Raw genomic sequence first — 18,091 nt, forward strand, 5'->3', positions numbered from 1 at the left:
TTCAGTAAGCCTCGACCGGATTTTCCAACGTTCCGATGCCGCCGATTTCCACACGGACCTTATCACCGGGCTGAAGATATTTCGGTGGGTTAAAGCCAATGCCAACCCCCGCCGGTGTGCCCGTCGCGATTACATCGCCGGGTTGCAGTGTTATTCCGTTGGAAATCGCCGCGATGATGGTCGGGATATCGAAAATCAACAACCCGGTATTGGAATCCTGACGCAATTCATCATTGATCCAGCATTTTACTGGTGTGTCGGACAGATCAATGTCATCCGCCGTAACCGCCCAAGGCCCCATGGGGCAGAATGTATCCTGCGATTTACCGATCAGCCATTGGCTGTGATGCCCCTGCAGGTCCCGCGCGGTAACATCATTGACCACAGTGTATCCCCAGACATGGGAAAGCGCGTCTTCCTTGGAGACATTCCGCCCGGTCTTGCCGATAATCACCGCAAGCTCGGCTTCATAATCGATCGCGGTGGATACCGAGGCATCAATCAGGATTGGCGCACCCGTCTTTACCACTGTTTCCGGCAGCTTGGAGAACACAATGGGCGCCTCTGGTACGGTGCCCTTCGCGGCGGAGCTATCGAATCCTGAGGCGGCGAATTCCTTTGCATGTTCATGATAGTTCTTGCCCACACAGAAAATATTGCGCGAAGGCCGCGGCACCGGCGCCAGCAACTCAACCTCAGATATCGGAACGGTCTCAGTAACCTTCGGTAACGGCTGATCAATCAGGGCGGCCACACCATCCCGCACGATAGAAGCCTCAGGCATATCGAAGCATTCAATGGCGTTCCCTGCCTCGTTGACCCGCCCGAGTTGGGTTCTTCCCTTCAAGTTGAAAACCGCGAATTTCATTTCTGACCTTTCTTGTAATCATCGGGAATAAGGACGCTGGAACCTGTTGTCTCCCGCGCCTCCAATGCACGATGTGCATCTGCGGCCCGGGACAAGGGGTATTGCTGTCCCACTTCAATGGTAATGACATGCCGCCGGATGGCATCGAATAGTCGCTTAGTGATAGCGGCGACCTTTTCCGGCGTATCGGTGTAATGGCCAAAGTTTGGCCGGGAAATCGTTACGGACTTCGACGCAAGCGAACTGATATCGCGTGCTCCGATATCACCCGAGGCCTGTCCGAAGCTGACCAGATGACCGCAAGTGGCAAGGGCCGCGACTGAATGATCGAAGCTGTCCTTTCCGACTGCGTCAAATATCACATCTGCGCCATGGCCCTTGGTGATTTCCATTACCTGTTCTTCAAGGCTGCGATTACCCGGCAGGATCACATGATGCGCCCCTTCGGCTCGGGCAACGCGGGCCTTTTCCTCATTGGAGGTTGCGCCAATAACCTTCGCGCCAAGGCTGTTTGCCCATTGACAGAGAATACGGCCAACGCCACCCGCCGGGGCGTAGACGAGGACGACATCCTCTTTCTTGACCTGATGCACCCTGTGCAAAAGAAATTCCGCGGCCATCCCTTTCAACAGGGCCGCCGCAGCCGTCACATCATCGATATCATCGGGAAGAGGAACGACCAGCGCGGCTGACATGGTGCGAACGGAGGCATAGGCGCCGACTGGCGGGCAGGCATAGCCAACCCGTTGACCCGGCGATAAATGACGCACCCCCTCGCCTACCGACTCGACGATACCGACCGCTTCCATACCCGGTACACCGGGCGGTTTAAGCAGATCAAAATATCCCGATCGGCAATAGACATCGATGTAATTGACACCGATCGCCGTCTGCCGTAGACGAACTTCACCCGGCCCTGGTGGTGCGGCTGTCACCTCAATCGCATGCATCTCCTCTGGCCCGCCGTGACGGTTAATTCCGATTGCCATGCCAGAAAGGGCCGTGCCGCTTTGGGACTGAGTTGAAGGCGCAGAAGATGAAAAACTGTGACGCGATAAAGTCCGCGTAGTGGTCAAGCGCGAACGGACTGCCTCGAACCCGGCTTCATACACCCCTTCAGCAACCAGCTGCGCCAGTTCCTGTTCCCGCCCCCTTGGCGTATCGAATTTTGACGTCCACGACCAGAATGTGCAGTTTCCATCTGTCACCCGTTTGAGGGAAACTTCAGCGATGTAATTCTGTAGCGGAATATCGCTTTCAACGATCGCATATCGGAAGCTGTGATCCTTGTCCGACATCGACAGCAATTGCTCGCGAAGATTCTCCCCTTCCGTCAGTTCAAAATTCCGGATGGCACTGATCTGGTCGGTTCGCTTATTTCCATCCAGATGACTCCGCCGGACAGCCGGATGCCAGCGATCATGTCCGTTAAAATCCCGAAGGATCTCCCAGACCGCCTCAATCGGCGCCTCAATGACAGTGCTGCGGCGGACGGATACCAATTCAGCCCCCCATCTGGCTCTTGAGTGAGGTAAGCCCACCTAAGAAGACATTCGTGCTGATATGGTCAATCAGTTCCTGCTCCCGATCCGGTGCGCAATCAAACTCCGCTGACCATTCTGCAAAGGTATGCCCTCCATCGGTGATCGGAAAGAGCTTGACCGTCGCCACATAGTTTTCCACGCCCATCGGGCTTTCAAGAATGGAATAGGAAAAGCTGTAGTCATAATCCGAGAGCGCCAGAAGCTTCTCCCGGATAAAGCCGCCATTTTCAAGCCGGAAGGCCCGCACGCAGCCAATTTTATCCGACGGGAGCCCTTCCTCTATTCGGCTATCAACGACAAACTCAGTCCAGTCGGGCAATGCATTAAAGTCGCGGATGACAGACCAGACGCGGTCTGCCTGGGCGGCAATAACGGTCGAGGTATAGACGCTGGGCATGTTTAATCGTCCCCGCCTTTATCCGACTTCGCGCCTTTGGCAAGAGACTGCGCATCCTTGGCGGAACGGAAAATATCGCCCATTTTCGTTACGCCCGGATTTTCCACACCAATCTCCCGCATCATCTCGTCGATCAGCGGGGCCTGCGCCCGATATCTCAAGGCACTTTCGATGACCTCGTCAGTGGGTGAGCGATGGCTGTTGCCGCCGCCGTTCATGCCATCGACATGGAGGATCTTGATGCCTTCGATATTCTCCATCGGTTTGACGCTTTCGCGCACGATGCCTTCCAGGCGATCCAGCATCTTGGACCGCAGGCGACCGGCCCGTGCATCTTCGCTGAGAATGTTTTCTGCTTCATTCTGAAGACGCTGTGCCTCGGCCTGAACTGCCGCCGTGATCTTGTCGGTTTCTGCTGCGATTTTCGCCGTATCGGCGTCTTTCGCCGCCAGCAGTCGGTCAACAGAGGCAATTCGCTCGGCAATAACTGTCTCGCGAATGGTCGAGACTTTCTCGGCAGCCTCAACGGCCTTGGCCTCTGCGGCCTCGGTCGCAACACGTGTATCCGCGACGGATGCCTGCTCTTTCAGGATCAGGATCTGACGCTCGATATCCGCAAGTTCAAGGGCCTGATCCCGTTCGATCTCCAGCCTCCGAAGGTCCCGTTCCTTCAGGATGCGGGCCTCATCGAGACCGCGCTCAGAGGCGATGCGGGCACGTTCCAATTCTTCTTGTGCCGAGATTTCATTCTCTTCAATCTGCTGGCGGAAGGAAATCTGCTGCGACCGCAGGACACGATCGCGCTCGATACGCGCCTTGTCGAGAATCTGCTCTTGCGCAATCCGCGATGACTCGATGGCTTTCTGCGCAGCAATCTTCGCCGTTTCTATTTGCTGGTTTCGGGCGATATCGCGATTTTCCGTTTCCTCTTCGGCCATGATCCGGGCTTCCTGCAGCAACCGTTCGGAGACAATCCGAGCCCGCTCAACATCTTCATTCGCAGAAATTTCGGCAGAGTCGATTTCATGACGCTGCTGTATCTGCTTCTCCCGGATCATCCGGTCGCGATCAATACGAACAGCTTCAAGTTCCTGATCCTGCGCCACCCGCATTTTCTCGATTTCTTCCTGAGCCTTAATCTCCGCCGCTTGCAAGGCGCGTTGCCGGGCGATTTCTATTTCACGGGTTTTTTGCTCATTCAGTATGCGGGATTTTTCCCCCTCTGCTTCTTTCTCAGACCGCGTATGAGTGATCTCAGCCCTCTGTATGGCCCGCAGGGCTTCCAGTTCACGCTCCTGGTTAAGGCGGGAACTTTCGCTTTCCTGCTCAAGCTTCAGGGTTTCCTTTTCCGCCTCCAAATTACGGGCGCGTATGGCGACCACAGAAGACTGCTCTATATCATTGCGAAGTTTCCGGCGGGTTTCGATCGTCTCAATCAATTGGGTAAGGCCCTCGGCATCGAAACGATTGGCTGGATTGAAAAATTCCAGCTCGGTCTGATCGAGATCTGTGATCGCTACTGTTTCGAGCTCCAACCCGTTGCGCGCCAGCACGTCTGCCGCGCGTTCATTCACACGGTCAACGAACTCGCCGCGCTTTTCATGCATCTCATCGAGCGACATTTCGGCCGCGACAGACCGCAGCGCACCGACGAACTTTCCCGAAAGAAGATCGGCAAGTCCTTCAGGCGACATGGTTTTTCGCCCCAAAGTAGAGGCCGCAGCGGCGACAGCCTTTTTCTCCTGGATAACGCGAACGAAAAACTCCGCCTCGATATCGACACGCATGCGGTCTCGCGTAATGACGGCCTCTTCCTTCGTGCGGGTGACGGGGATCCGCACCACATTGAGGTTGACCGGGGTTACTTCGTGAATAATCGGCAAAACCAACGCGCCGCCGTTGATCACAACGGTTTCCCCGCCGAAGCCGGTCCTTACGAACGCCACTTCCTTGGTGCTGCGATGGTATAGCCAATGAAGAAGATAGGCGATCACTGCGATGACTATGATCGCAATGATAAGCCACAGAATTGTCGAGCCAATCACGCTGGTTGTCATTTTCTCAACCTCCCTTAACCTAAGCTCAAAGCCTTGAAGGCTTCTGTTTGTTTTGTCATTGCCACTTCCGTCGGCAAACGCTCCATTGAGGAGGCGCCATAGAAGCCGTGACATATTTTTGTTTTATCGAGGACAAATTGTGCATCTTCCGGCATCGAGACCGGTCCGCCATGCACAAGAATAATAACTTCCGGGTTTACATCGAGGGCCGCCGCGGCCCAGCGATCCACCAATGCCGGGCAATCCTCCAACTTAAGTGCCGTATCCGCGCCGATGGATCCCCCGGTTGTGAGCCCCATATGGCATACGATGATATCCGCCCCTGCTGCGGCCATGGCCGCCGCCTCTTCCTCGCAGAAGACATATGGCGTTGTGAACATATCCTTCTCGTGGGCGAGGCGGATTAACTCCACTTCCTGAGAATAGGACATACCCGTCTCTTCCAGATTGGCGCGGAAAGTTCCGTCGATCAGACCAACTGTCGGGAAGTTCTGTATCCCTGAAAACCCGATCGCCTTGACTTGGTCGAGGTAATTATCAAACTGGCAGAAAGGATCTGTACCATTGACCCCGGCCAGCACAGGGGTATGCTTGACGACCGGCAAAACCTCTTGTGCCATTTCCATGACAATTTCATTCGCGTTGCCATAGGCCAACAGGCCGGAGAGAGACCCGCGCCCCGCCATACGGTAACGGCCAGAATTATAGATGACGATCAGGTCTATTCCGCCCGCCTCCTCGCATTTCGCGGAAAGCCCGGTGCCGGCGCCACCACCTATAATCGGGACACGCCGTCGTTTCATATCCTGGAATTTCTTGACCAACTCCATTCGTTCAATACGCGGCATTACGCTTGCTCCTTGCGGTTGGGTAAATTTCTTCGAGTGCGGTAATAACGGCCTGGGTAAAGGCCGGATCGTTAATATGGTAAGGGGTGCGGATCAGACGGCGTTGTGCTGTCTCTTGGAACCGGGAGGAGAGTGCATCGAAAAGAGCGCGATTAGCTTCCGGATCATAAAACGGCTGCCCCGGGGCATCGAGCGCGGAGACTCCGCCTTCCGGAATTAAAAACCGTACCGGTCCCGTCATCTGGTTCAGCTTGTCCGCAATCCACTCTCCCATCCGGGCATTTTCTGCGGCCGTTGTCCGCATCAGTGTGATTTGCGGGTTATGCTCGACAAATTTTCTGTCACGGTAACGTTCCGGTACCGTGTTTCTTGCGCCAAAATTGACCATGTCCAACGCCCCAACAGAGCCGACATATGGGACACGGGTACGGATAAAGGCATCAAACCGATCTTCCGTCGCGGCAAAGAAACCGCCCATCATCATGTCGCAGATTTCGGTTGTCGTGAGATCAATCGCCGCTTCAAGCATGCCGCTGTCAACCAGCTTTTCCATGGAGCGGCCGCCTGTACCAGTGGCGTGAAAGACCATACATTCAAAATGATCCTCCAATTCCGCGGTCAGCTGTTGTATCGCCTGGGTGGTCACGCCAAACATCGTCAGCCCCAGCCCAGGCTTGTCATTTTTGGATAGCTTCGCTTCAGGGTGCTTCTTCGCGTCCATAACCATGCCAGATATCGCGTTGGCACCATTGGCAAGAACACGGCGGGATATCTTGTTCAGCCCCTGCACATCCGTCACCGAATACATCATCATAATATCCGTTGGGCCGACATACTGGCCAACTTCACCAGAAGCCACAGTGGAAATCATGACTTTCGGTATGCCAACAGGAAGCTGGCGCATGGCCGGCGTTACAAGTGCCGTGCCGCCTGACCCGCCAGCGGAGATAATCCCGCCCAGTCCTCGTTGCCGTCGGATCCAGTTCTCGAATGCCTCCGCCATCGCGCGCACGGATTTTCCCCGGTCGCCGGTAAAGACGGCACTTGCCCCCCCTGGATGGTAGGCCGCCACCATATGCGGCGGAACATCTGCGGAGGAAGGCTTTTGCGTTGTGGAAAGATCAACCGTCCTCACCCGCAGGCCGTGGCTGGCGACCCGGTCTCGGATATAGGAGAGCTCGACACCCTTAGTGTCAAAGGTCCCGACAACCAGAACATCGTCACCCGACATAGCATCAAAAGACAGTGGCGGTTCCTTGAAGAGAGGCTCCGGGACAACATCGAACGGCCGCGCCGCTTGCGGGCTGTCGTCCGGTTTCGAAACCCTCTCCTCCCACGCGGTTCGGGACCAGCGCGTCGGTGACTTGTAAACAACCGTCTTGCGGGCAGGTTCTTTTTCCTCCGGGGCCTGGGCTTTATCTTCCTCCGAAACAAGCGGTTCCTCTGTCGACGGCTCTTCGGGGGCCGCTATTTCCAACAATTGAGGAAGCTCAATATCATCATGAGAATGCCGTCCCACACCAAGAAGCCGTTCCTGCAGCGCCCGGTCCGCGGCCAGTTCACGGGCCGGCATAACCCTACTTATACGGCCATTCGCCATAATCGCCACATCTTCCGATATGGAAGTGGCGACCGATATATTCTGCTCAATCAGCAGGATTGCAACGTCTGCTTCCGCGGCAAGCTCAGCGAGCAATTTCTCGACCTGGTCCACGATAACCGGAGCCAACCCCTCTGTTGGCTCATCAAGTATCAGGAGTTGCGGGTCCTGTAACAACGCCCGCGAAATGGCCAGCATCTGCTGCTCGCCGCCGGAAAGCTGGCCTGCGCCGTTACGACGACGCTCAAAAAGCCGCGGAAAGACTTCGTATATTCGGTCAATGGTCCAGGATCCACCACTTTCACACAGTTTGAGATGTTCATGCACGCTGAGTGCTGGCCACAATCGCCGACCTTGCGGTGTATAGCCAATTCCTTTGGAGGCTACCTTGTAAGGTGGCAGGCCGGTAATATCCTCCCCCTGATAGCGGACAGATCCGCGCCGAACGGGTAGCAGCCCCATGATCGCGTTACATAATGTCGTTTTTCCCATACCATTACGCCCGACCACGGCATGAACGCCATGATCAAGAGTGAGGTTCACCCCCTGCAGGGCATGGGATTGCCCATAATAAACATGCAAGTCCTTTATTTGCAGGATGGCCGCAGGCGTCTGGCGCCTGTTATTACGATCAACCATGATCGCCTCCCTGCCCTAGATAAAGTTCCTGGACTTCGCTGTCATTCTCGATTTCTTCGGGTGTTCCTTCCTTGAAGATTCGCCCGTTGTGCATCATCGTCACCCTCTCGGAGACTTTAAGGGCGACGTCCATGTCATGTTCGATAATGATAAACCCGATATGTGCCGGCAGGCTTTGCAGTATCTCCACAAGCAACGTCCGTTCCGTTGGCGAGAGCCCCGCCGCAGGTTCGTCGAAAAGGATTAATCTCGGAGCCCCGGAAAGAGCGAGAGCGATTTCAAGTTGCCGCTGTTGTCCATAACTTAATTCAGCAACCTGCTTATCCTTCACATCATCAAGGTGAACCGCTTGGAGTAAAGTTTCCGCCAGTTCTAGTGAACTGTCGTCGCGTTTTGGCCGTCTTAGCGAGAACCGCCCGCGTGTCACTCCGCGACAGGCCAAATAGGTATTGTCCAAAACAGTTAAGCCATTGAACAAAAGTGAAATCTGATAAGTGCGACGAAGACCACGGCGTATTCGTTCATGGCTTGGCAAATCCGTCACATCCTCGCCAAATAACCTGACCCTGCCGGTCGTTGTCGGAAAATCCCCGGTTATTGCATTGAATAGTGTTGTTTTACCCGCGCCATTAGATCCCAGAACCGCACGCCTCTCCCCCGCTTTAACGGACATATTGACATCCGCCAGGGCTACCAGCGCACCAAAATGGCGGCTGACAGCTTCTAGTTCCAGCGCGAATTGGCCAGTGCTTTGAAGACGGGTGAGTGCGTCGGTTCCGGGCATTCTAGTTAGCTTTCCTTAGCCACAAGTTGGATTTTCACGACCGACCTGCCCATACTCCAAGAACTTGTCGTATGAGACACCGAGGGTCTGATTGACCTGTGGTATAACCTTGATGGTTTTATTCAGCAGGTTGCCATCCGGCCCTTCTGATACCTCCGTCAGGAAAATGTCAGCGATAGCATTCCGCCGTTCATCGACACTGACCATACCCGTGGGTGTTTCAAAGGACAGTTTGGAAAGCGCCTCACGGAATTTTTTCTCACCATCGGAAAGATCGCCGTTGACTTCGTTAAGCGCCAACAACGCAGCCTTCGTATTCACATAATAGGCATGGGCGAAAAGCGATGGGGACGGAAAGCCGTCCGGGAAAGCCTTCTGATAGGCGCCAACGAACTCCTTCCAACGCGGGTCATCCCATGTGTCAGAAACCGGCCCGGCAGAAGGTGTGCCGACAACGAAACTCCGTGCCTTGCCTTTTGAGCCAAGTACAGACTGGTCAACCGTGATAGATCCGCCAATAAGGGGAAGATCACCGCCAGACTGTTCATACTGCGTCAGGAAATTAACCGCATCTGCACCGCCAAGAGCAACGAAGATCGCGTCCACATCATCCGGTAACGCGGCAATTACTGAAGAGTAATCCTTATTCCCGATAGGGACCCAGAAACGGGCATCAATCGCCGACTTTCCACCCAAACGACAAAATGGCTCCAGAAAGCCGAACACTTGCGTATAAGGGAAAGAATAGTCTTCCGCCAAGACCGCAACATTACGGTAGCCTTTCTCATTGTAGGCGTACTCACCGAGACCAGCCATCCACTGCGCACCCTCCGTATTGAAACGGAAGAAGTTTTCAGCCGGGCTACGTAAGGTCGTGTCCTGCGCGGCGGACGAGCCGTTCAGGAAGGTTACATTTGGCTGCGTTTTGGCATAATCCTTCACAGCCAAACCTTCTGAGCCGGAAAGCGGACCGATAACGAGCTGCACTTTATCCTGTTCCACCAATTTTCGCACCGCACGAATAGCACTATCCGGCGAGGCATCGGATGAACCAGTAATCAGTTCAATCTTCTTACCGCCAGCCATATAGTCGAATTCCTCCAACGCCAATTTAACGCCGCGGAGTCCGTCCTCACCAAGGGCCGTAAACGCTCCTTCAAGCGTTGCAAGCGCACCCATTTTGATGTCTTCCGCTGCGGCAACCGCAGGGCCGGCAAGTGACAACGCTACGGTTGCCGCCAATAAATGTTTTAGTTTTCCCATAACCGATACTTCCTCCTGTTATTCAGTTTTTCTCCAGCGATCCGGTACTGGTTGGATCATTCTTACTGACGCGCTCATCTCCCAGCAGCGCGTTCCCTCTGAACCGAAACTTGTCACGGAAACGGTTCCAAAGTCCGAGTAAGCCATCCGGTGAGAACAGAACAACGAGCAAAAATGCGGTGCCTATCACCATATTGAAGCGCTCCCTGTCGATCAGGTCGATGGCAAAATTTTCAAGTAGTACAAAGGCAATTGCCCCAAGAAACGGCCCAACCGGATGACGCAACCCGCCAACGACCGCAATAACCAGGATATCAATCGCGACGTCGACACCTATGGTTCCGGGCGACACCCGGCCATTAAACCAGACGAGCAAGACTCCCGCGAAGCCAGCGATAACGCCGGCAAAGAAATAGGCTACAATCCGATGAAGTGTAACATTGAACCCGAGCGCCCTCATGCGCCGCGGATTATCGCGTATTGCCTGCAACGCCAGGCCAAACGTCGATCGTGCGCAATAGTAAACGGCGCCGAAAAACCCTACCGCAACTGTGAGAGTCAAATAGTAAAATGGCACTGGATCACGCCAGTAAATCCCGAATAGCGTCGGCGGTTCGACACCGGCAAATCCAGTGAAGCCATTAAACAACACATAGTTTTGTCGGACAAAATAGAAAAAGGCGACGGCGACGGCGAGCGTGATCATAATGGTATAGATCCCCTCTGTCCGCACAGAGACAGCGCCAATGAATGTGCTAAAAAGAGCAGCACCCAGAACCGAAACGATAACTGTCAACCACCAGGGCCAGCCAAGCCCCATTACGCCCATGCTGTTATCCCCAAGGATCGCCATCAAATAGGCCGCGAGGCCAGCAACGGTAAGCTGCGCGAGACTAACCATTCCGCCATAGCCCGCAAGCATCATGAGTGACAAGGCAATCGTTCCAAGGATGAGCGAATAGGCGCCAATCTGGAATATAAAGAAATCCGTGGCGAAACTTGGGTAGGCAACAAGGAAGACAGCTGTGATCAGGATGGCCGGATGAACGTCCTTGATAGAAAATGAGCCAGAAAAAAGACCTCGGGAATCCATGTATCAACGCCCTCCCATCAGGCCCTGAGGCCGCACGGCAAGCACCACAACCATAATCAGGAATGTCAAAACCACACCATAGGTTGGAAAGTATGCAAGCCCGAATTGCTCGGCGAGACCGATAATCAAAGCGCCGATTGCCGCGCCAGATATTGACCCAAGGCCACCAACAATAACCACGACCAGTGATGCCAGCAGATACCGGATATCCTCCCCCGGGGCTACAGAGAGTGCGGTTCCGCCGATCACACCAGCGAACCCGGCAAGCCCGGCGCCGATTGCGAACACTAAAACAAAAACCAGCTGCACATTCACACCCGATGCCGACAACATTTCCCGGTCATTAACACCGGCGCGGATCATCATGCCAATGCGTGTCCGGTTCAGGAAAACCCAGAGCCCGATACCAACAGCAACAGCAATGGCCAGCACAACCAGCCGGAAGACAGGATATTTTATGTAAACGGCCGCGCCAGATGATTTGACCACTGATACGACTGGAAGGGTTGTTGCGCCGAACAACCAATCAGGTGGTGAAAACTGATAAGTCGTCCCGGTCCAGATTGCCAGCATGGCATCTGCCGCAATAATCGAAATGCCGATAGTGACCAAAGTCTGCCGCAGATCATCATCTGCCATCCGGCGGAAAATCAGAACCTGAAGCAGGATGCCACTTAAAGCCACGGCAACAAAAGCGACGGCAAGTCCCAGGAACCAGTTACCTGTTCTGTCGGCAACTTCATAGCCAATATAGGCACCAAGAAGATACATTGACCCATGGGCCAGATTGACATTTCGCATTAGACCGAAAATCAAAGTAAACCCGCTCGCGACCAGAAAGTATAAGCCTCCAAGCGTAATACCGTTCAGCAATGTATTCACGAAAGTTTTCTTTCGGCCCATTGCCTCTACCAGCCAATCCGGCCAGACCGCGAAGATCATCAGAAGAAATAGCGCGACGACCAATAACAGGACAATCGCCCAGAAGGTATGGCGTTCGACGAAGTTTCTCATAACCCTCGCCATCCAGAATTTGTCCATAGATCGCTATAGGATCTGTCAATCCGGTGCATCAATTTTCAATCCCGCTACGCTTTTAAAAAAAGCGCACTCCCTGTTTTCCCTTTTGCGAATAGCAGCGGTATGTTGCTCATTTCGCTGAGTGGCGTTATCGCCTTTGTTTATTAAACACTGCCTTAGTTCTGTCTGGACGGGCAATATGCTATTTTTCAGTTATTGTGTAAAAATGGGTAATTTTTTTAATAAAAAAGTGAATCAGTGCGATGTATCGTTGATTATGGTCTTTCAATTATCTCGCATAAGTGAACGATAACCCTCTAAACTGCACCTACAACTCTCTATTTCTAAAAACTTCCATTTCCATCCAATATTCTCTCGCGCTACCAATCCAATTTTGAAAATTGGTGTCAAATTTTTTTAAGAAATTTAAATTTTTGATTATATTTCAATTAATTGACTTTTAATCCCGTGCATACCATTTTTAAAATTGGTATGTTAATATGAACTAATTATCGCAACACTAGAGAATCATCCAACATGTCCTCTAAAATTTTAACTGTGACTAAATTACGAAATTTGATCCGCACGTCCTATTTCGCTCCTCAGGCAAAATTGCCATCCGAAAGGGATCTTGCGACTGAGTTGCAAGTCTCCCGTTCAACCCTTCGGGCCGCTCTTGGGACTCTTGAAGCCGAGGGAGAAATCTGGCGTCATGTCGGAAGGGGTACTTTTGTCGGCAAACGCCCACCTGAGAATACCGAGGTATTCCCCCTCCCCGCCGATTTGACAAATCCAGCAGAAGTCATGGAAGTCCGTCTTATCATAGAACCGCAAATTGCCGACCTCGCAGCGCATCGCGCAACGGTTAACGATATTGATTTTATGAAACAGTGCCTTGAGAAAGGAGACATGGCTCAGGATACTGCAGATTATGAAATGTGGGACGGAGCTTTACATCGGGCCATTGCAGAAGCCGCACGGAATACTTTGTTGCTGGCCCTCTTCAATGCGGTCAACGCGATAAGGGAACACGCCGTCTGGGGCCGGCTGAAAGAAGCCACCCTTAACGACCAGAGGCGGCGGCGATATTCTATCCAGCATAAGAACCTGGTAAGAGCTATTGAACGTCGTGATGCCGTCGATAGTCAGCGATTAATGCGTGAACATCTTACGGGCGTGCGGGACGATATGCTAATTTAAACAGGTCAATCTGGCAATATCCGATGGCATAACCATTAGTCTGCCTGAAATTAGTGGGGTTGGAGCATGATAGAAGTAATGACTTGGCGTATTGTTCCAAGATCGGAGAAAAAAACAGAAATGGTGGATATTCCCGCCGCTGTCCTGACCGTTGCCCCACAACTTCGCCATGAAAACCTACCAAACGAAGTCGGTTTACTATTACCAACAAACAATGGGCCAAGGCAATTAATCGATGCAATCGTTGGCACACCTCAGATATGCAATGGGTCTATGCTTGGGCTGTTTCTTGCTGATCCTTTACTAAACCTCGCACGCGAGGAAAAGCGCCTATCAGCAGCGGGGGTTAAATGGATTACAAATTTACCCAGCACAGAACAGCAGGACGTCGATTTCTCACAGCAATTGTCGGATGTCGGGTTGGACATTCGCCGGGAACGGGATGTACTCGCGCGGTTGCGGTCACAAGAATTCCGGATCGCTGCTGTCGTTTCAGATGTAGCGGGTGCAGTCCAGATGTCTGAAATCAAACCAGAAGTGGTCATCGTCATACCACGCGTTGCTGACTTTGCCGCCGGGTTTCCGTCCTTGCACCAGCGCGGAACAGTGACGCAGGAAGTATCCCTCGCTTTACGGGACGCTGGCTGGTCCGGAGTTTTGTTAGGTTTGGGGGAAACCAGTGAACTATGCCACGAGCGCCAATGGCCGGATACCTTGGATGGCCTTATATGCCGCCCGGAACTGGTATCGCTTGCCTCAGCCTGACAGGCCAAACTTTTTTATTTTATTATAAAGTGTTTTACGCGATATCCCGAGAGCGCCAGCTGCTTTTGACCTGCTAAAGCCGTTCCGCCATAGCGCGTCAATAATTAAATCCTTCTCCGAACGCCCATTTTGCTGCTGTCCAACGGTTGTCGCTGATTGTAATAACGGCACCAATTCATCAGGCTGTACCGGTAGACTCGAAGGACGCCCGGCAAGACGTCCCAATATTGTGTAAAGCTCAGCTTCGTTGCCCGGCCAGTCATGGGCCTGTAGCTTTTGCAATGCGGCCGTCGAGAACTCAAGTTGGTTCTGAATTAATGGTTCATTCTTCGCCTTTTTTCCCTCTATCAGAAGTGCTAGATCAGAAACCCGGTCTCTGAGAGGTGGTAAGTGCAACGTCCACCCTGCCATATAGGATGAGAGTTCCGGGTCCAAACCCGCGCCAAGCAAGTCTTCACCCGACGTCTCTTCCCCAACATAAAAATTACATAACAACACAATTCGAGGCTCGATTTTCAATGAACGCCGAGACCCCGCCATTCGAAATATTCCATCCTTCAAAGCGCGAGCGAGACGCCGCTGAAGCGCCTGAGTCAACCGCTCCGGCGCATGAATGACGACGATCTCAACAGCCGGATCTGCAAGAACCGGTGGCCGTGTGGCGCTAGAATCCCGATGCCCGAACAATACATTACGCGCACGTGCCGGCAGGCCCTGCTCGGCAACATCAATCTGAATCATGTTGAGGGATCGGCTTCTGGCCTTGATAGCACCTAACGCGCGAACGGCCGGCAATGAATCCTGGCCGGGTTCTGCTACAATCAAAATCGGATCGCGCGCTGTCGACAACGCCCTCAGCCTTCGCAGCATGGCGACGTGGCTCTCGGACTGACCAACAAAGCCATACTGCTTGGACCAATTAACCAGATCGTGGCTTTCTCTATCCAATCTTGTCGGGCGCATGCTCGCCTGGCGAAACCCATCGATCATACTGGCAACGGAGGATTCCAGGGGCAATCTATCAATTGTGGAACCACCAACATACCCATCAAGAGGTGCGAGGCTCAGCACACGGGATAAATCCTCGGGCGCTGCTATCGGGCCGCCTTCTAGCAGAAAACGTGTATTTGGATTGATGCGCTTTATCAAGCGGCCAATCTCCCGTGCCTCCATCGCAACTTCTTCAATTGTCGAGCGGCTGCGGTGACCCACCGCGCCACCAACGTTCCAGCCAATATTGAGGCAAACAAGATCCAGCCCTGCATCCGCTGCCAGCCGTGCCTGCGTCCGTGATGAACAATAAAACATCGACATCATGCCCGCATCCTGAACTGCTTTGAGCAACGCAACTTCCTGTTCAATACCCCGACCGGCCCGTGATAAAATCTGCTGCATTGGCCGTGAATAATGCATACAACTCGGGAAGTTGACGGCACCCGCGAAACCAGCTTCAGCTATTGCCACCGCCTGGGCCGCGGGTTCAAACTCACGTCCCCAGACATTCACGCCGATAAGAACAGGCTTGCGACATAATGCAAGTAACTCCTCCCGGGCGAAATCTTCCGTCAGCGCATTGGCATCCAGAACCGGTAACATGCTCGCAATCGATGGTACGCCCATATTCCGCAAACGGCCGGCGTTTATTGCAAGCAGGAAATCCGCGCCGCCACGCTCAACCGCGAGCGCATTGCTGCCTGAGCCGATGGCCGCACCTATCAAAAATCCGGAATTCAGTTCTCTTGTCAGCAAAAAATATGTTCCTAGATTGACGACTCAATCCACACCATATGGTTTTTTTATGTCGCAACCAAACAGCTAAAAAAGGATGCGTGAACACATGATCATGCACGCATAACAGAATTTGTCGCGCCATTTATCTCCCGCATACCAACAAATTCTTCCCATAACCTCACCGGTATAGGCCTATTGGCAGGTTATAAAACGGGCTGGGTCTTAATACGATATAGGGATCCAAGAAATTCAAGAATTTATACGGCTTTACGGTTTCTCTTAAACGACTGTCAGTGAACGTTCCTTACAGATTTTCACTACCTCTTCCGGGTCGCGCTTCCACCAATCGAGCTCGGAAAAAATCTCGACTTCGTTCAACCCATCGAAGCCTGCTTCCTCGACCCATCCGCGCAATAGCGGGATATCAATCACACCATCGCCCATCATGCCGCGATCCGTCAGCAGATCCCGGGTTGGGACAAGCCAGTCGCAGATATGAAAGGCGAGTAATCGTTCCTTTCCCGCCCGTTTTATCTGGCTTTGTAGTTCCGTATCCCACCAGACATGATAAACATCAACCGCGACCCCAATCCCCTCGCCTGCACGCTCACAAATATCGAGGGCATGCCGCATGGTATTTACACAGGCGCGATCCGCCGCATACATCGGATGCAACGGCTCTATCGCGAGAGGTACCCCCGCCGCGCGCGCTTCGGGCAGTAGTACCGATATGGCTTCCTCAACCATTGCATGGGCGCCGGCCAGATCTTTCGATCCGGCGGGCAGCCCGCCCACGACTAACACAAGACATTGCGCATTCAGCGTTGCTGCTTCCTCTATTGCCTGGCGGTTATCGTCGAGCATAGCAACCCGACCTTGCGCATCTGACCAAGGAAACATGCCGCCGCGGCAGACACCGCTAACGGTCAGGTCCGCCTCTTTAATCGCTTTTGCTGCCTTGGCGAGGCCCATTTCCGCGATTTGGTCCCGCCAAGGGGAAATCCCGCCGACGCCCGCCCGCGCATAACCATCGATTGCCTGTGATAGATTCCATTGCACACGTGTCGTTGCCGTATTAATCGACAGGCGTGAGTGATCAGTTATGGGCCGCGGATAACTCATTGCGCAATCCCTCTAACGTTCATCACGGCCGCACAACGCGCCGCAGCCATATCAGGATCGGCAAACAATCCAGCCGTGTCGGCCAACCGGAAAAGTTCGGCCAAATGCTGTGTTGAACGCGCACTTTCCTGACCGCCGATCATCGTGAAATGATCCTGGTGTCCATTAAGATAGGCCATGAAGACAACGCCGGTTTTGTAAAAATTTGTCGGCGCTTTGAAGATATGGCGGGAAAGCGGGACTGTCGGCGCAAACAAGCGGTCATATTCCGCAATCTCATCTGCCGCCAGATGACCAAGTGCCGCCGCCGCAACAGGCGCGATGACATCAAATATACCAAGGAGTGCATGACTAAACCCCTGCTCATCGCCCTTGATCAGCGATGGGTAATTGAAATCATCCCCCGTGTACATGCTAACCCCTTCGGGCAGCACCCGCCGCATCTTTACCTCTTTCTGGTCGTCAAGGAGGGAGATTTTAATCCCTTCCACCTTTGCAGCATTATTTTCAAGAATACCAAGACATGTTTCCATCGCGGCGTCGAGATCTTCAGTCCCCCAATAGCCCTTGAGCGCCGGATCGAACATATCCCCCAGCCAATGGATCATCACAGGCTCTCGGACCTGAGAGAGCAACCGGTCGTAAACTTTTGCGTAGTCCTCCGGTCCTTTTGCAACCTTCGTCAACGCCCGGCTTGCCATCAGGATCAGCTTGCCACCGAGCTTTTCTATTGCCTCGATCTGTTGTTCATATGCGGCGATAACATCATCAAGAGTGCGCGCATCCGCAGGATCGAGGTGGTCAGTTCCGCAACCACAGGCAATTTTGTCTTCTGGTCCGGCTGCCTCCATCGCATGGCGGATCAGGTCGAGGCTTTCTGCCCAATGCAATCCACCGCCGCGTTGGGCCGTATCCATTGCCTCGGCAACACCAAACCCAAGATCCCAAAGGTGACGCCGATAGGCGATCGTCCGATCCCAGTCGATCGCAGGTGTTAGCCAAGGGTCATTATCCACGAACGGATCTGCAACAACATGTGCAGCTGCGTAAGCAATACGGCTTCGTTCACTGGATTTTCCCGTTGGACGCACGGGAACTCCAGTTAAACTGTAGCGCTCGGTCTTTCCATCACTTGTCGGTAGGATCAAACTTTGCATCGA

The 18,091-nt window shown here is 53.4% G+C and carries 15 protein-coding genes; 2 read left to right on the forward strand and 13 right to left on the reverse strand.

Annotated elements, in window-relative coordinates:
* Nucleotide 1: 1 nt before the first annotated feature.
* The 10 genes from GQE98_RS16720 to GQE98_RS16765 are packed head-to-tail and all read right to left on the reverse strand — an operon-like array spanning nt 2 to nt 12,107.
* Complete coding sequence (locus GQE98_RS16720) at nt 2-868, reverse strand: fumarylacetoacetate hydrolase family protein (protein ID WP_161316875.1); 867 nt, start codon at nt 866-868, stop codon at nt 2-4.
* Entirely contained in the window at nt 865-2,370 is a 1,506-nt protein-coding gene (locus tag GQE98_RS16725; protein WP_161316877.1) for a zinc-binding dehydrogenase, read from the reverse strand. Before GQE98_RS16725 ends, GQE98_RS16720 begins: the two co-directional genes overlap by 4 nt.
* Nucleotide 2,371: 1 nt before the next feature.
* The gene (locus GQE98_RS16730) at nt 2,372-2,809 is read right to left on the reverse strand and encodes an SRPBCC family protein (protein ID WP_161316879.1); all 438 of its coding nucleotides are present in this window, start codon (nt 2,807-2,809) and stop codon (nt 2,372-2,374) included.
* 2 nt (nt 2,810-2,811) lie between these two features.
* Nucleotides 2,812-4,866, reverse strand: a complete 2,055-nt coding sequence (locus GQE98_RS16735; protein ID WP_161316881.1) for a flotillin family protein — start codon at nt 4,864-4,866, stop codon at nt 2,812-2,814.
* A 14-nt stretch (nt 4,867-4,880) separates the two neighbouring features.
* Nucleotides 4,881-5,714, reverse strand: coding sequence for a phosphoenolpyruvate hydrolase family protein (locus GQE98_RS16740; RefSeq protein ID WP_161316883.1), 834 nt, complete (start codon nt 5,712-5,714; stop codon nt 4,881-4,883).
* Nucleotides 5,701-7,953, reverse strand: a complete 2,253-nt coding sequence (locus tag GQE98_RS16745; RefSeq protein WP_161316885.1) for an ABC transporter permease — start codon at nt 7,951-7,953, stop codon at nt 5,701-5,703. The genes GQE98_RS16740 and GQE98_RS16745 overlap by 14 nt, the downstream gene beginning before the upstream one ends.
* Nucleotides 7,946-8,737, reverse strand: coding sequence for an ABC transporter ATP-binding protein (locus tag GQE98_RS16750; protein WP_161316887.1), 792 nt, complete (start codon nt 8,735-8,737; stop codon nt 7,946-7,948). The genes GQE98_RS16745 and GQE98_RS16750 overlap by 8 nt, the downstream gene beginning before the upstream one ends.
* 15 nt (nt 8,738-8,752) lie before the next feature.
* A complete protein-coding gene (locus GQE98_RS16755; RefSeq protein ID WP_161316889.1) occupies nt 8,753-10,000 on the reverse strand; it encodes an ABC transporter substrate-binding protein in 1,248 nt (415 codons plus the stop codon).
* 22 nt (nt 10,001-10,022) lie between these two features.
* Nucleotides 10,023-11,093, reverse strand: coding sequence for a branched-chain amino acid ABC transporter permease (locus GQE98_RS16760; RefSeq protein WP_161316891.1), 1,071 nt, complete (start codon nt 11,091-11,093; stop codon nt 10,023-10,025).
* A gap of 3 nt (nt 11,094-11,096) precedes the next feature.
* A complete protein-coding gene (locus GQE98_RS16765) occupies nt 11,097-12,107 on the reverse strand; it encodes a branched-chain amino acid ABC transporter permease (RefSeq protein ID WP_161316893.1) in 1,011 nt (336 codons plus the stop codon).
* Nucleotides 12,108-12,650: 543 nt separating this feature from the next.
* On the opposite strand from GQE98_RS16765, the gene GQE98_RS16770 reads away from it, so the two are divergent.
* Nucleotides 12,651-13,313: a FadR/GntR family transcriptional regulator gene (locus GQE98_RS16770; RefSeq protein ID WP_161316895.1), complete on the forward strand. Its 663-nt coding sequence runs from the start codon at nt 12,651-12,653 to the stop codon at nt 13,311-13,313.
* Nucleotides 13,314-13,391: 78 nt separating this feature from the next.
* Complete coding sequence (locus GQE98_RS16775) at nt 13,392-14,078, forward strand: hypothetical protein (protein WP_161316897.1); 687 nt, start codon at nt 13,392-13,394, stop codon at nt 14,076-14,078.
* Here the strand turns inward: GQE98_RS16775 and GQE98_RS16780 are convergent.
* From GQE98_RS16780 to GQE98_RS16790, 3 genes are all read right to left on the reverse strand, one after another.
* Nucleotides 14,070-15,827: a phosphoenolpyruvate hydrolase family protein gene (locus GQE98_RS16780; protein WP_161316899.1), complete on the reverse strand. Its 1,758-nt coding sequence runs from the start codon at nt 15,825-15,827 to the stop codon at nt 14,070-14,072. The two genes, GQE98_RS16775 and GQE98_RS16780, sit on opposite strands and share 9 nt — an antisense overlap.
* 261 nt (nt 15,828-16,088) lie before the next feature.
* The gene (locus GQE98_RS16785) at nt 16,089-16,931 is read right to left on the reverse strand and encodes a sugar phosphate isomerase/epimerase family protein (protein WP_161316901.1); all 843 of its coding nucleotides are present in this window, start codon (nt 16,929-16,931) and stop codon (nt 16,089-16,091) included.
* The gene (locus tag GQE98_RS16790) at nt 16,928-18,088 is read right to left on the reverse strand and encodes a dihydrodipicolinate synthase family protein (RefSeq protein WP_161316903.1); all 1,161 of its coding nucleotides are present in this window, start codon (nt 18,086-18,088) and stop codon (nt 16,928-16,930) included. The genes GQE98_RS16785 and GQE98_RS16790 overlap by 4 nt, the downstream gene beginning before the upstream one ends.
* Nucleotides 18,089-18,091: the final 3 nt, after the last annotated feature.

The sequence above is a fragment of the Sneathiella litorea genome (genome assembly GCF_009882915.1).
Lineage (GTDB): Bacteria > Pseudomonadota > Alphaproteobacteria > Sneathiellales > Sneathiellaceae > Sneathiella > Sneathiella litorea.